A 16153-nucleotide genomic window follows, 5' to 3' on the forward strand; every position below is an offset into this window, starting at 1 on the left:
AGGCTAAGGTTGAAGAAAATGAGGACAAGATTGATCCTCAAGAAGCACGCAAGCTGGATCTGCCTATTCAGGATCTTGATGATATCCAGGTTTTTGTAGGTCGATATGGGCCCTACATTAAAAAAGAAGTTAATGGTGAGGAACTGACGACCTCTATTCCCGAAAGTTGGAAGCCAAGTGATATTACGGTTGAAAAGCTTGAGGAGTTGATAAAAGCCGAAGAAGAGGGTCCGAAAGCTATTGGGAATCATCCTGAAACAGGTGAGCCGATTTATGTTCTGAATGGCCGATATGGTCCTTATGTGCAGGTAGGGGAACGCACCGAAGATAACAAAAAGCCCGAACGCGCATCGCTGCTTAAGGATATGAAGCCAGAAGATGTGGATGTGGATTTGGCGCTGCGCTTGTTAGAGCTGCCCCGTCCGCTTGGTAAGCATCCGGAAACCGGGGAAGTTGTTCGTGCCGGAGTGGGTCGTTATGGACCTTTTGTGGTTCATGACGGAACGTTTGCATCACTGCGAAAAAGTGACCATGTCCTGGACGTGGAGTTGGATCGTGCGCTTGAGCTTCTGGAGCAGAAAAAGAATAAGAAGTCACGCAAAAGCAATGTGATTAAAGAGCTCGGAGATCATCCTGAAAACGGAAAAAAAGTGCGCGTAATGACCGGACGCTATGGACCATATATCAAATATGGAAAGACGAATATTAGTCTGCCCGATGATTTTGATCCCGAAGATGTTAATATGGATATTGCAGTACAGCTTATTACAGAGAAAGGAAAGTAGACATACGGCAAATGTGAGAGGGGTAATAGTTGTCCTTGCACTTCTGCCGTTTCAAAAATTTAACATGACAATAAGGTTCCAGTTTTCTAACTTGATGCGTCATGGAAAAACAATCAGATACATATTTTAGCTATCCTCCGAATCTGCATGAACTGGATTTGGCAACGTTGGTTTCGATGTATCGTGAACGCGGAATCCCCAAGAAAACGAAGCCTGGTGAATACTTTGCCTGTACGGTAACACATAAGCTTATCAAAGAGGGCAAGTGGTGGTTTGGCCGGTATTACAGCCAGCAGGCTTGGGATGATACGTTGAGTCGCGGCTCGGAAGGGTTTCCCCTTACTGAAGTTGAGATGAACGTTTTGGGATTAGTTTACGCGGCCGATGATCAGGCGCCCCAACGCGACTATGTGGAGCAAAACTGTGGGGCCGTTAGTAAGCTTGCCTATATGATCGTGAATGATTTAAAGGAGTTTGGGTTTCTCTCGTTCAATGATCACGACCGGTTGCTTATTACTCCACGTGGAGAAAAAGCACTGCAAGGTATAGCCAAACAGATTTACGGCAAAAAGTTTAGTCCGGATATGCTGAAGGTTGAGCAGGGTGAAATTTCAAATCCTAAAATTGAACGAGCTCCCAAAGAAGATAGTGAGCAAGCGAATCTTTTTTAGACGTATTCCCATCTTTTCTGAAAATTATTTCGACTTGTCGTTGAAGTTCAGTTATAAACATGATCTCTTGATTACATTCGAGAAAACAGTTCGAAAAGCTTTTTTCTATCTGATTATATTGCTCGTTTTATCTCAATTCGCCTGTTCTTCCATTGTGTCCAAAGCATTAGAAATCATTTCAGATAGTACTTCAACATAGCGTTCACCTAATTGCTCACCCTTCCGTTGGATGAGCTCCTCCCATTTTTGTTGAATCTTCGTAGCTGTATCTTTCCCATCATTTGTACATACAACTTTAGTAGCCCTTCCTGCGGATTCTTTCCTGACCCATCCGCGTTGTTCCAGTTTTTGAACCAATCGGGTTATCGTTGAGGGTTTCAGATGGAGGATTTCGGCTAATTGGCTGGGTTGAATTTCAGGATTTTTATGAACTAAATGTAGCAATAAAGCGTGTGAGGAGGACAATCCTATTGTTTCGAATACTTCATCAGCCTGTTTAACCAGCTTGCGGGCAAATGCGGAGGTAAGAAAAAAGATGTTGTTTTCTATCAGTTTATCGGTCATAACTATTTATTTTGTTGCGCATACAAATAAATATAGTTATAAAATATTTATTTTTGAAGCCCAATAGAAAGTGCCGAGAAAGGTTAGGTTTTCCCGGCACTTCACAAAAACTAAGATCAATGATGTGTTAAATCATTGATTGACTTCTACATCCCAAATACGCTCGCAGTAATCTTTAATCGAACGATCAGATGAAAAGTGTCCCATATTGGCCACGTTAATTATGGCCTTGCGATTCCAATCAAACTCATCACGATAATTGGCTTCCACCTCTTGCTGCTTTTCTACGTACTTCCGGTAATCAGCCAAAACCATGAAATAGTCGCCCTGATTGAGTAAGGCATTGGTCACGGGATGAAAAAGGTCCGGATTATCGGGACTGAAATACCCCTCGTGGATTTGATCAATAACCCGCTTCAGTTCTTCATCCGACTCATAAATGTCTTGCGGGTTGTATCCCCGGCTTCGCACGTCCTCGATTTCATCAACGGTATGTCCGAAAATGAAGATGTTATCTTTACCGACCTGCTCCCGAATTTCAATATTAGCACCATCCAGCGTTCCTATCGTAAGAGCGCCGTTAAGGGCAAATTTCATGTTACCGGTTCCGGATGCTTCCATGCCGGCCGTGGAAATTTGTTCGGATAGGTTAGCTGCAGGAATCATCTTCTCTGCCAGAGTTACGCTATAATCCGGTAAAAACAACACTTTAAGTTTAGGGGCCACCTCCGGATCATTGTTGATGACTTCAGCAACGCTGTTTATCAATTTGATATGCATTTTTGCCATAGTATATCCCGGCGCGGCTTTTCCTGCAAAAAGCAACGTTCGGGGTTCAACATCAGCATTAGGACCATCTTTAATCCGGTTATACAAAGTAATGGCATACATCAACGCCATTAACTGACGCTTGTACTCATGAATTCGTTTAATCTGGATATCAAAAATAGATTCCGGATTAACAGCTACGCCCATTTTCTCCTTAATATAATCGGTCAGTTTTTGCTTATTACGAAGCTTGATGGCCTTAAACTCTTGTTGGAAGTTCTCATCCTCAGCATACTGCTCTACCTTTTTAAGCTGATCTAAATGGGTGACCCACTCATTGCCAATACGACCCGAAATTAAGTCGGCCAGCTCACGATTACATTGTCGGAGCCAGCGACGAGGTGTAATGCCGTTCGTAACATTGGTAAACTTGTTCGGGTAATGATCTGCAAAATCTTTGAAAATGGTTTTCTTCATCAGATCGCTGTGCAACTCCGAAACACCATTTACTTTTTTTGCACCAATAATTCCCAAATTCCCCATTCGTACCCGAGCGTCCATCTCATTGCTGATTATCCGCATTCGATTCTTTTTGTCGCGATCATCACCGGAAGCCTCAATAGAGTTTAGAAACCGGCGGTCAATTTCACGGATAATCTGTACATGTCGCGGCAACAGGTTCGACATCAGCGAAAGCGGCCATTTCTCCAGCGCCTCCGGCATCAGCGTATGGTTGGTGTAATTCATGGTTTGGCTCACGATATCCCAGGCAGGCTCCCATTCCATGCCCTCATTGTCCATGAGCATGCGCATCAGTTCGGGTACCGCTAAATTGGGATGGGTGTCGTTGCACTGAACGGCCATCTGCTGGGGAATTTTATGAAGATCGTCGAATTGTTTCTTGAAGCGATTCATTGCATCCTGCAGCGAGGCCGAAACCAGAAAATACTCCTGTTTCAGGCGAAGCTCCTGTCCTTTAAAAACTTTGTCATTGGGATAAAGTACGCGCGAAATATTCTCTTCCAGCAGATTATTGCGCACCGCGTCGATATAATCTCCCTGGTTAAAGCTTTTTAGATCAAATCCTTCATCAGAGGTCGCTTTCCAGAGCCGCAGGTTATTGACTACATTATTTTGGAAGCCCGGAATGGGTGTATCGTAAGCCAAAGCCGTTACATTATGTGTGTTGATCCATTCAAAATGCAGGCGCCCATTGCCATCTTCGCTGGCTGTGGTCTCCCCGTAAAACTGCACATTATATTTTTTCTTGGGACGTACGACGCTCCACGGGTAACCATACTGCAACCACATATCAGGTTTTTCCACCTGCCACCCATCTTCGATATCCTGATCAAAAATGCCGTAGTCGTAGCGGATACCATAGCCCAGTGCGGGAACGCCCAGCGTGGCCATCGAATCCAAAAAACATGCCGCCAGTCGACCAAGTCCACCATTACCGAGACCCGCATCAACTTCTGCTTCGCGCACTTTATCGTAATCAAACCCAACTTCTTCAATGGCTTCGGCCGCCACATCCTGCATCCCCAGATTAATGAGCATATTATCCATCAGCCGCCCAATCAGGTATTCCATTGACAGGTAGTATACCCGTTTGGACTCATTCTGATAATAGCTCTGTTGTGTATTAATCCAACGGTCGTGCAAGCGATCCATCACCGCAAGAACGACACTGCGATATTGATCCCAGTCGGTAGACGAGAATTTGTCTTTGGCAAGTGTATAGTGAAGGTGCTGCTTGATATCCTCACGGAAGGAATCGACATCCATTCCGGTTCGGGGATTGATCGAGGTGTCAGTAGGCATAGTTGAAACTCAATTAAATTGCTAGGAAAGTTGATGGGTTAATTAAGTGTGAAAATGCTAGAAATAAAAACGAATGAACTAATTTTCTTCGGGAATTATAAAACCCGACAGATCGATAACATCTGTCGGGTTCGATACTTAGTAAGTAATCTTAACGATTATTGTGATGGACAAGTACCCCATTCTGGTTTGTAGTCATCTATAAGAGGACTACCATCTGAGAATTTTTGGGGTTCTGAATCAAAATTGGAAACACACCAACCGCTGATATCCTGATTAAACGACGTGGCATCTTCAAACATGGAGTTCATAGATACCACCTTACTCACGTCCCAACTCCCAATAAATCCATTAAAGTCCTCAGCCTGTTTAAACATAGAACTCATAGATTCCACATTGCCAACATTCCAACTGCTGAGATCTTTGTTAAAGATAGTAGCACCCTCAAACATAGAATGCATATCTGTCACGCTGCTCACATCCCATCCGCTTAAATCTTTGTTAAAAGAAGCGGCAAGCTCAAACATGGAACCCATGTCAGTAACGCTGGATACATCCCAATTGCTAATATCTGAGTTGAAGGAAGTGGCTTCGCTGAACATATCTCCCATTTCTATTACGTTACCCACATCCCATCCGCTCAGGTCACCATTAAAAGCTTCGGCCCTATAAAACATATTACTCATATCCGTTACCGAGGATACGTCCCAGCTGCTGATATCTCCATTAAAGGTTCCATTCCGTTCAAACATGCTGCTCATATTCGTTACACTACTCACATCCCAACTGCTAAGATCTTGATTAAAACTTACTGCTTCATAAAACATCTCTTCCATGTTTGTTACGTTGCTGACATCCCAGCTGCTAAGATCTCGGTTGAAAGAAGTAGCATCAAAAAACATGGCACTCATATCTGTTGCCGAAGATACGTCCCAACTGCTAATGTCACCATTGAAATTCTCGTCACTACCAAACATACCACTCATATCTTTAATCCCGGAAGTACAAGTCGTTCCTGCATTATCAGTTGTAATCTGATCAGCTGTACGCTTGGTATAGGTAACCCCACCTAAGGTGGCAGTTTCCCCTACTTCCGCCTGTTCACACTTTATGGTCACGTCGTTATCAGCCAGATAAAACTTGGGCTTTTCAGAAAACACGGCCGTAACTTCTTTTGCACCATCCATAGTGAATTGTTGGGGATTTTCGGAACCGCTAAGATCTCCTGTCCACTCTGAAAATGTCCACCCATTGGCGGGGTTGGCGGTCAGTTCGACCACCGTTCCAGATTCGTAATCTTTGTTTTTCTCGACCACTTCTTCGGCCACCTCGCCTTCTCCCTCGGTATTGATCGTGAGCTCATAATTTTTGACCTCAAAGTTGGCCGACAGTTCGTAATCCTGATCCACGGTAAGCGATAGTGGGTTTTCTTCGCTCTCGACATCCCCAGTCCAGCCGGCAAACATATATTCATCGTTGGCGCTGGCTTCTATTTCGATCTCTTCTCCCTCGTCGTACTCATTGGTTCCAGATGGATCAACTGATCCACCCTCAGATGAGGACACATTAACGGAGTAGGTGGTGGTTTCGTCACCTCCATTGCCACCGTTCCCATCGTTGCCAGAATCAGGTCCCGTACCCGAATCGCTGCAGGACCACATTCCAATTAGACTAATAGCCAAAATAATGATTAGTAGGTTCCTCATAACATTCTCTTGATAATTAATTTGAAATTAAAACGGAATAGAAGGGAACTAAAATGACAATCCTCAAAATGTATTCTTGGCGCTCCCTTGATTAAAATAGTTCTTTTGTTCCCTTTCATGATATACACCAGGAATTACATTATCAAGATTTGGTGATTCTCGCTTTATAAATAGAAAACCCGACAGGATTTTGGTCCTGCCGGATTAACTGTAAAAAAGAATGTGTTGAATAGTACTTATTGCGACGGGCACGTGCCCCACTGTGGTTGATAATCGCTATTGTTTTCTAAAGGACTATCATCATCAAACCAATACGGCTCAGAATCAATGAGTTGCACACACCAGCCACTAAGATCCTGATTAAATGATGCCGCTTTTTGAAACATTGATTGCATACCAGAAACCGCACTCACATCCCAACTTCCTATATCACTATTAAATGATGTAGCTTCTTGAAACATCCCATTCATATTTGTCACATTGCTAACATCCCAACTACTAAGATCACTGGCAAAAGAGCTGGCACCACTAAACATTCTACCCATATCAGAAACAAGATTGACATCCCAGCTATTTATATTCGCATTGAAAGAAGCAGCTCCATGAAACATCCTATTCATATCTGTTACTTTACTCACATCCCAGCTACTCAGGTCACTGGTAAATGAGGTAGCATCACTAAACATTCGCTCCATATTTGTTACATTACTAACATCCCAGTGACTTAGATCTGAATCAAATGTTTTAGCATCGCGGAACATCCGGGTCATATCTGTAACCTCACTGACATCCCAACTGCTTAGGTCGGCATTGAATGACTCTGCTCCATTAAATAGCCTATTCATATTTCCGATATCAGAAGTACAGGTTGATTCGGCATTATCAACAGTAATTTGATCGGCTGATCGCTTGGTATAAGTAACGCCCTCAACGGTTCCTTTATCACCTACATTGGCTTTGGGGCATTTAACCGTCACGCCGTTTTCAGCCAGATAAAACAACTTTTTATCAAAAGTAGCGGTAATGGTTATCGCCTGATCCACAGTTATTTCAACAGGATTCTCTGTACTCGATATGGCGCTCGACCATTCTACAAACCGTTGTCCATCGTCCGGTTTTGCCTCTAACTCAACTGTAGTTCCATGCTCATACGTGGCTTGATCCGGCGTTTTTGTTATGGAACCATTTCCATCCACATTCACGGACAGTGCATAACTTTTCTTCTCAAAAACTGCTGTTAAAGAAGTATCCTTATCCATGGTAATAGTCTGCGGATTATCGGTAGAGGATGATTCAACATTGGTCCATTCCACAAATTCCCAACCGGCGCTTGGCGTCGCTTCTATCTCAACTTCAGATCCAAATTCATAGGTTTCTTGGTCAGGATTTCTACTAATTGAGCCTTCTCCGTCTGTGCTGGTTGTCAAAGAGAATGTTTTCTTCTCAAACACCGCCGTCACTTCTTTGGGATCATCTACGGTTATTTGCTGCGGATTCTCAGTGCCCGATAGGTCGCCGGTCCATTCCACAAACTCGTATCCTTCGGCGGGATTGGCGGTTAGCTCTACCAGCGTACCGGACTCGTAATCCTTATTCTGATGTACAACCTCTTCGGCCACTTCACCTTCGCCCTCGGTATTGATGGTGAGATCATAGCTCTTAATCTCAAAATTGGCGGTTAGCTCATAGTCCTGGTCCACAGTCAGCGTCAGCGGGTTGTCGGAACTCTCCAGGTCGCCGGTCCACCCGGTAAAGTTATATTCTTCGTTGGAACTGGCCTCGATCTCAACGTTCTCGCCTTCATCATATTCGTTCGCGCCAGAAGGCGAAACTGTCCCGCCATCAGTCGAGGATACATCCACGGTATAGGTCGTGGTTTCGCCGCCTCCATTGCCGGTATCATCGGGTCCGGTACCGGAATCGCTGCAAGCGGTAAATGCCATTAGACTAATAGAAAAAATTATGAATAGTAGTTTCTTCATAGTGTTCTCCTGATATATTTTGATGGATTAAAAGAAGGAGAGAAAATGTGCGCTCGTTAGTTAGCCTTAGTCTCTCCTGCACGTATTATCTTTGATGAAATTGTCTCTCTGGCAAAACATAACGGACAGAATATATATTTTCAAGATAGGTAAGAAAGCCTACTAAAATTGATTTGGCATGATAGTGGCTCAAAAAATTCTGGTTATAATTATTGGAAGGGTCGATTTTTCCGGTAGCGGATATGTTGCTGAGTTAGTCCTTCCTGTTTGATAGGGTCTTTAAACCAGGCTCAGGCAGGTACCTCCAAACGATAAGGGCCATCCCAAAAATCATGATGGCTCCAATAATGGTATTACTAACATATCCCAGTGACACATAGGCCGGGCCGGCAATCGTGCCGCCCAACCCGTATCCGACTTGCCCAATAGCTACAAGCAGACTCATAAGCGTACCGCGTTTGCGCGCTGATACCAGTTCGGTGGTAAGAGCCTGAAAGGGGCTTATACGCATTGCCACCAGCACCATGATCAGAAAAAACAGGACGTAGGCCACCCAGAATGATGTTACTACAGGGACTGTAAAAGCCATTACTGTTGCTAATCCAACACATGAAAAAATAATAATGCTTTTGCGTCCCCATAAATCAGAGAGTTTACCGGCTTGCGGACCGGTAATGACATTTGCAACTCCACCGACTAAAAAGAGCATGGCAATTTCATTGCCAGAAACTGCGAAGGTTTTCTCCAACCAGCTGGGCAGATAGATGATGTATACCGAAAGACTTAAAAACATTAAGAAGTAGCTGATAGCTGATGCAATAATTTCGGGCTTACGAAGCATCAGTAAATATTTTCGGATGGACCCTAATATGGTAATTTTTGTTTTCTGTAGCTGTACCTTGGGCTGGGGAACGGTAATCCAGATAAGTAGCAAGGCAAAGAACATAAGTATGGCGAATGCGATGAATGGGGCTCGGAATCCCATATATTCTGCCAAAATAGTCCCGATAGGAATGCCTAAAATCTGACCCATGGCAATACCACTCATAATCCATCCGTTGGCCCACCCACGTCGTTCATAGGGAAAGTAATCGCCCACGTATGAAACCGAAGCCCCACTGAGAACACCTCCGGCTGCGCCCGCCAAACCACGCACCGTTAAAAAGCTTAAAAAGTTAAATACAAAACCATGAAGAAAAAGAGCTATGGTCATAATACCCGTGCCAATCAGCAGTATTTTTCGTCGACCGATTTTATCAGAAATAGGGCCGGTAATCAATGCGCAAATACCGACCATTACTGCATAAGCAGTAACCAATGTTCCCAGTAGTGCCTCGGAGACTGCCAGTTGCTCGCTTATTCGCGGTAGGATGGGAGCAATAATCATAATTTGACTGCTGGCAGCAAATACTAACAGCCAAAGCGAAAAGATGACAAAAAAGATTTCTTTTTTGTTGTCGGGCATAATATTTAGATGCCCCAATCTTTAGACGAGAAAGGCATTGTTAGTCTAAGCTTTTCGATAAATACCATAATCGGGCTCAAAGCCGGGACGGGTTAGGTTTGTTGGAAAATCAAGCTCTAATAATCCCTTGTAAGCATTGGTGGCCACAAAATCCTGTTCAAAAATGCCGTAGACGGCTGATCCGCTTCCGGTCATCGAGGCATAGACCGCACCAAACTCGTACATCTGATCTTTCATATTGCCTGATACATTGATGCGCGGGAATACCGATTTTTCCAGGTCATTGCTAAGTATATACTGCCATTCATCGATTTCTTCATTGGTAAGTATCTGCTTTAGATCGAATTCGGGCTCAGGATCGGGCACGCAGTTTTGATAGGCTTCAGCTGTGTTGCTTTGCTCATTGGGAAAGCAAGTTACGATCCAAAAGTTTGGTTGTATATCCAGCTCTTCAATTTCATGGCCTACGCCTTTGGCTATTCCGGCCTTTCCCTTGATGAAAAAGGGGACATCTGCTCCCAAGTCACGACTTAAGTCAATTAATTCATCATCGGTTAATCCAAGGTCCTCAATTTTATTGAGCATCCGTAGCGTAAGGGCGGCATTGCTGCTTCCGCCACCGAGTCCGGCGCCGGCCGGTATTCGCTTATCCACGCGAATCAAATAATTGTGTTGCAGTCCGATATACCGATCCAGTGTTTCGATGGCTTGGTTAATGAGATTACTGTCATCAGTCGGAATATGCTCATCATCCATTTCCAGCTTCATTTTTCGAGCCTGTTTTACCTCAAAATGATCGCGCCACTCCAAAAAACACATTCCGGTCTCAATGGTATGATAACCGGTGGGCAAGCGTTCCAATACGTGGAGCCCCAAGTTTATTTTGGCATACGAATCAGCAATCCAAACATCATTGGACATAATTAATTACTTTTTTATTAAACCCTGCGGAATGGTTGCTATCTAAGCTATTACAGGCTTAGGCATTTTATATCCCAGGGATCTGATGATCTATTATTCGTTTAAAAACTGCTCTTTAATCTGCATCATGTGATCAAATGCAGCATCGTGCTCGTTTGGAATCTCTCCATCCAGGATAGCTTCTTTAATAGCATCTTTGATGTCGCCTATCACAGGACCGGGCTTAAGATCTAAAGCTTCCATAATTTCATCCCCACTAATCGGATTGGTCCAATTGCGAATGCGATCTTTCTTTTCGACCTCTTTTATCTTCTGCTCAACATAATCAAAGTTACGGTTATACTGTTTCACCTTGTAATCGTTTTTGCTGGTGATATCGGCCCGACAAAGCATCATTAAATCATCAATATCGTCGCCGGCTTCGTAAATCAGGCGTCGAACGGCACTGTCGGTTACTTCATCCGAAACCAATGCAATGGGACGCAGGTGTAGGCGCACCAACTTGCGTACATAACGCATTCGTTCATCTAATGGCAGACCCAATCGGCGAAAAATATCCTTCACCCACTTTGCCCCCAATGCGTCGTGACCATGAAAGGTCCATCCGGTGCCTTTTACAAATTTTTGAGTGGCCGGTTTGGCAATATCATGCATAATAGCCGCCCAACGGAGCCAAAGGTCACCGTCCATTTCGGCTACGTTATCCAGCACTTTGAGGGTGTGCCAGAAGTTGTCTTTGTGACGAACGCCACGAACTTCTTCAACGCCGTGCAGTTCCACCATCTCTGGGAAGAAATGCTCCAGCAAACCTGTTTTAAACAGATGATTGAATCCAATGGAGGGCTTTTCGGACAGCACGATTTTGTTGAGTTCCTCAATGATGCGCTCCTTGGAAATAATTTCGATTCGGTCGGCCATTTTCTCGATACCGCGATAGGTCTGCTCTTCGATATCAAACTGAAGCTGTGTTGCAAAACGAATAGCACGCATCATCCGGAGAGGATCATCTTTAAATGTTTTCAGCGGATCTACCGGCGTGCGAATAAGTTTCTTTTTGAGATCTTGTATTCCACCAAAGGGATCAATAAGCTGACCGTAATTTTCTTCATTGAGTGACCATGAAAGAGCGTTGATCGTAAAGTCGCGGCGCAGTTGGTCATCTTCAAGCGTACCGTCCTCCACAATAGGTTTGCGTGAATCGCTGCGATAGCTCTCTTTACGGGCTCCCACAAACTCCAGGTCCAAATTTTCGTGCCTGATGTGGGCCGTCCCAAACTGCTTGTAAACCGAAAGATTATCGGCATTCAGCCGGTCAGCAATTTCTCTGGCAATTTCTACGCCCGAGCCCACAGTCACAAAATCTATATCCAAGGCATCGGTATCTTTTGTGCGATTGAGATAGAAATCACGCACATAGCCGCCCACCACATACACGTTCTGGCCAACTGCTTTGCCGGCCTCTGATATTACGTTAAATACTTTCTGGTGCTTTGAAGGGATATCTTCCACGTTCGCTGTCTTCATTAATTACTTGTCACAAAACGAGCGTAAAAATAAGAACAAATACACTTGCTTTCAGGTATTCTTTGTGTAATCTTTGAACCCTTTTTATAACCAATAGTTACCGCAATAATTAGTGAAAACATCCCCTGCTAAAACGGCTTTACGCATTAGTCTGCTGGTATCGGTCCTTTCTCTTTCGCTCAAAGTCACCGGTTTTGGGATTACGGGATCCAATACTGCTCTGTCGGATGCCGCAGAATCTGTTATTCATGTGCTTGCTGTTGCATTTGTGTATTATGGATTGTTGCTGAGTACGAAACCTGCCGATGAAAAACACATGTACGGGCACGAGCGCGTAGAATTTTTATCCGTGGGAATTGAGGGCGCTGTTATCATTACTGCCGGCATCATAATTATTTATCAATCGGTCGAAAACTATTTATATGGTTACAACCTGCGCGAGCTGATGGCCGGTGTCTATCTTATTGGCGGCGCCGGTGTCATAAACTTTGCGTTGGGTAGCTACCTGCTAAAAATAGGCAGGCAAGAAGAAAATATGATCGTTGTCAGCAATGCCAAACATACCCTTACCGATGTATGGACCAGCGCCGGTGCAGTGGTTACCTTGCTGATTATCAAGTTTACGGATTTCTATATTCTGGATTCGGTCGTAGCCATTTCACTGGCGTTTTATATTATGTACGAAGGATTTAAGCTACTTAAATATTCGGTAGATGGACTTATGGATTCTCGTAACCCGGCGGTAGATAAAGCTATTCGCAGGGAACTTGATAAAGAGCTTCCCGGATTCATGCTCGAGATTCATAACTTGCGTCACCGTACGACCGGCAATACTACCTGGATTGAGCTGCACGCTGTCTTTAAAGAAAAAGTAAGTCTAAAAGAAGCACATGATGACGCCACACTGCTCGAAAAACGTCTGATAAATGCGGTAAGAAGTGATGTGATCGTTACAATCCATCTTGAGCCGGAAGGCCATCACGAAGAAGTGCATGATACGCTAAAAGATGCCAACCAGAATCGCCCGCTCGAAGATTTTATCTGATGGCTAACAGTATTAAGTAGTGGGTGATGAGTATTGAGATAAAACTGTGCTCAATACTCACACCTCACTATTATAAACTAAACTTTTACACCAATCTTTGTGTGGTCGCCCAGATGCACTTCCTGATCTACATTTTTGAGCTCTACATGTCGACCGATCGTTGAATCTTCAATATTGCAGTCTTCAAGTGTGGCATGTTCCTGGATCAGGCTGTTTTTAACCGTGCACTTTTTAAGTTTTGATCCCTCTGCAATACTCGCTTTTGGACCAATAATACAGTTTTCAAGCTCGACATCATCGCCAATATAAACGGGTGGGATGATCTTGGTATCGGGGAAACGATCTTCGTTAATTTCTTCATATTCTTTCTCGGTAATAATCCCAGAAGTCTCTCTCCAAGCAGGAAGCGTACCGCAATCCAGCCACTGATCTACTGTAGCCTTCTTAAACAGCTTGCCATCCTTTAGCAGCCGATCCAGCGCGTCGGTAAGTTGAAACTCACCGCCCTTACCGCGAATGTTGCTATCCAGAAGGTATTCAATTTCTTTTTTAAGCTCAGCACCGTCCTTAAAGTAGTAAACGCCGATAATAGCCAGATTTGAAATCGGCTCCTCAGGCTTTTCAACGAAATCAGTAATTTTACCATCTTTTTCAACGGCTACGCCAAAACGTGAGGGATCTTCTACTTCTTTCAGCCAGACAACGCTGTCGGCATCTTCAATAGAAACGGAGCCTTCCATATCAAAAATAGTATCTGCAAAAACAATAATACATTCGCCACTGAGATCTTCTTCGGCGCAATATACCGCGTGTGCTGTTCCTTCGGCGGTCTTCTGCACTCGGAACGTCGCTTTTGCATTTTGGCGATCGCTCATTGCTTTCAATGCGTCTTTAATCTCCTGACCAAAATCGGGACCAAGAATAAATACAATTTCATCGATGTTGCGGTCAAGCGTGCGCGCAAACGTCTCTACAATACGTTCCACAATCATTTTTCCGGCAACGGGCAGTAATGGTTTGGGAACGGTATGTGAATGGGGCCGAACTCTCGTACCTCGACCTGCCATTGGGATTATTAATTTCATATATTTGAACGAATTTTAGATGAAAGATTATCTATCTTGTTTAGCGCGTTAATATAACGGAAGTTCCAAACTTTAGCGACCATTCATCACTTGCTATCTCTTTAATCTAACCGCTATATATTGAACTGGTATTTAAATTTTATTGATATCCTGATATTGGGTTTCGTGCTGGTTATGGCACGTCATACCTTACTTCGAGGACGTTATTTTCTGCATATCTTTCAGCAGAACGGCTATAAGCTCAACGAATTTTGGCACTGGCTTGTCCAACACTGGAATCAGCGCGTAATAACCGTTGAGCACGTTTTATATAATGTCATTATTTTTGTGTTGCTGATTTTCCTCTCCAACACCGTTACCGGCAGTGCCGCCATTATCATCTTGTCTGTTTTTGGGATTTCCTGGTTTGGCCCCTTCAAATACTACGGCGGCGAAGATTCTAAAAAGCCGCTTGTTTTTACGCCGCGGATGATTCGCCTCACCATACCCTACGGCCTGCTTTCACTGTTTATGCCCGCAGCGGTTACCTATATTGCCTACGCGGGATATATTCCCTTTACCGAGATGGGTATAAAAAGCTCAGGACTTTATGCTGCGGATATATATCTGCTATCATTCGGATGGGTGTTGGGTAATGCACTGGTTCCGTTCTTTATCTTTGTAGCAGCATTGATAACAAAGCCTATAGAGGCTTACGTGCACCGTCACTTTATAAAGCTGGCCAAGCAGAAACTTTCTCAGATGCCCGATCTAACGGTTATTGCTATTACCGGTAGCTACGGCAAGACGAGTACTAAATTTATGATCCGTGACTTGTTAAGCGAACGCTACGCTGTGTGCTCTACCCCGGGCAGTTATAATACGCCGATGGGTATTTGCAAAGTGATCAATAACGATCTGGAAGCACATCACCAGGTTCTGGTGCTCGAAATGGGGGCCCGCTACGAAGGTAATATTGATGAACTTTGTGATATTGCTGAACCAGATATCTCAGTGGTAACCAATGTTGGCGTGGCACATCTTGAAACCTTTGGCTCGCAGGATGCCATTGCCCGAACGAAATCCACATTGGTGAAGCGTACTAAGGCTGGCGGAAAAGCAGTGCTTAACGCTGATGATGAGCGCGTTACAGCTATGGCTGATATTCGCGATGATTTGGAGTATATATTTATAGGGCTGGAATCCGGTGATATCCGAGCTGGTAATATTCAGTATGGACCTGAAGGCATGTCATTTATAGTATCAGATGAGAAGGAAGAACAGGAATTTACCATGCAATTGCTGGGTTCACACAATGTGCTAAACATGCTGCTGGCGGTGGGGGTAGCTCAATCATTTGGACTCCGACTTACTACCATGAGTATGGCAGCTTCGCGCATGGAGCCTGTCGAACACCGACTTGAGCTAAAATCACAAAATGGGATCACTGTTATTGATGATGCCTTTAACTCCAATCCCGTTGGGGCGAAAAATGCCATCGAAACACTGGCGGCTTTTGAAAGTGGCCGAAAGATTATTATTACACCGGGAATGATCGAGTTGGGAGACATCCAAGAGAAAAAAAATCGAGCATTTGGTGAGCAGATCGGCAATGCCGGTTTGGACTTGGTGATCTTAGTTGGTCAAAGCCAAACAGAACCTATCAGAGAGGGTATTGCATCCACCGGCTTTGATATGGAAAATGTAAAAACGGTAGCCAGCCTTTACGAAGCGAACCGTACAATGCAGGATTTTGCGAGTGAAGGTGACGTGGTGCTTTACGAAAACGATCTGCCGGATAGTTTTAATGAATAAAACAGAGAAGGTATAAGTA

Annotated in this window: 12 protein-coding genes; 4 read left to right on the plus strand and 8 right to left on the minus strand. The window is 44.1% G+C overall.

What is annotated here, in order from left to right; all coding sequences use genetic code 11:
• Together ACQ76V_RS14470 and ACQ76V_RS14475 are read left to right on the plus strand one after the other, a co-directional pair.
• The coding region (locus ACQ76V_RS14470) for a topoisomerase C-terminal repeat-containing protein (RefSeq protein WP_441001225.1) at positions 1–785 on the plus strand (785 nt) is incomplete at its 5' end.
• 101 nt (positions 786–886) lie between these two features.
• Entirely contained in the window at positions 887–1456 is a 570-nt protein-coding gene (locus tag ACQ76V_RS14475) for a hypothetical protein (protein WP_441001226.1), read from the plus strand.
• A gap of 132 nt (positions 1457–1588) precedes the next feature.
• On the opposite strand, the gene ACQ76V_RS14480 is transcribed toward ACQ76V_RS14475, so the two are convergent.
• The 7 genes from ACQ76V_RS14480 to ACQ76V_RS14510 all read right to left on the minus strand — a co-directional run bounded on the left by ACQ76V_RS14480 (position 1589) and on the right by ACQ76V_RS14510 (position 12210).
• Entirely contained in the window at positions 1589–2020 is a 432-nt protein-coding gene (locus ACQ76V_RS14480) for a MarR family winged helix-turn-helix transcriptional regulator (RefSeq protein WP_441001227.1), read from the minus strand.
• Positions 2021–2152: 132 nt separating this feature from the next.
• Positions 2153–4612: a glycogen/starch/alpha-glucan phosphorylase gene (locus ACQ76V_RS14485; protein WP_441001228.1), complete on the minus strand. Its 2460-nt coding sequence runs from the start codon at positions 4610–4612 to the stop codon at positions 2153–2155.
• Between the two features lie 158 nt (positions 4613–4770).
• The gene (locus tag ACQ76V_RS14490; RefSeq protein ID WP_441001229.1) at positions 4771–6318 is read right to left on the minus strand and encodes a BspA family leucine-rich repeat surface protein; all 1548 of its coding nucleotides are present in this window, start codon (positions 6316–6318) and stop codon (positions 4771–4773) included.
• Positions 6319–6554: 236 nt separating this feature from the next.
• A complete protein-coding gene (locus ACQ76V_RS14495) occupies positions 6555–8300 on the minus strand; it encodes a BspA family leucine-rich repeat surface protein (RefSeq protein WP_441001230.1) in 1746 nt (581 codons plus the stop codon).
• Between the two features lie 253 nt (positions 8301–8553).
• A complete protein-coding gene (locus tag ACQ76V_RS14500; RefSeq protein ID WP_441001231.1) occupies positions 8554–9765 on the minus strand; it encodes an MFS transporter in 1212 nt (403 codons plus the stop codon).
• A gap of 45 nt (positions 9766–9810) precedes the next feature.
• Positions 9811–10686 carry a 4-(cytidine 5'-diphospho)-2-C-methyl-D-erythritol kinase gene (gene ispE, locus ACQ76V_RS14505; RefSeq protein ID WP_441001232.1) on the minus strand — a complete coding sequence of 292 codons (876 nt, stop codon included), beginning with the start codon at positions 10684–10686 and terminating at the stop codon, positions 9811–9813.
• 93 nt (positions 10687–10779) lie between these two features.
• A complete protein-coding gene (locus tag ACQ76V_RS14510; protein WP_441001233.1) occupies positions 10780–12210 on the minus strand; it encodes a CCA tRNA nucleotidyltransferase in 1431 nt (476 codons plus the stop codon).
• A 112-nt stretch (positions 12211–12322) separates the two neighbouring features.
• On the opposite strand from ACQ76V_RS14510, the gene ACQ76V_RS14515 reads away from it, so the two are divergent.
• Positions 12323–13255, plus strand: coding sequence for a cation diffusion facilitator family transporter (locus tag ACQ76V_RS14515; RefSeq protein WP_441001234.1), 933 nt, complete (start codon positions 12323–12325; stop codon positions 13253–13255).
• A 77-nt stretch (positions 13256–13332) separates the two neighbouring features.
• Here the strand turns inward: ACQ76V_RS14515 and ACQ76V_RS14520 are convergent, their stop codons facing one another.
• On the minus strand, positions 13333–14340 hold the full coding sequence (locus ACQ76V_RS14520; protein ID WP_441001235.1) for a sugar phosphate nucleotidyltransferase: 1008 nt from the start codon (positions 14338–14340) through the stop codon (positions 13333–13335).
• Between the two features lie 174 nt (positions 14341–14514).
• On the opposite strand from ACQ76V_RS14520, the gene ACQ76V_RS14525 reads away from it, so the two are divergent.
• The gene (locus ACQ76V_RS14525) at positions 14515–16134 is read left to right on the plus strand and encodes a UDP-N-acetylmuramoyl-tripeptide--D-alanyl-D-alanine ligase (RefSeq protein WP_441001236.1); all 1620 of its coding nucleotides are present in this window, start codon (positions 14515–14517) and stop codon (positions 16132–16134) included.
• The last annotated feature ends 19 nt before the right edge of the window (positions 16135–16153 follow it).

The sequence above is a fragment of the Fodinibius sp. SL11 genome (assembly GCF_052060035.1).
GTDB lineage: Bacteria > Bacteroidota > Rhodothermia > Balneolales > Balneolaceae > Fodinibius.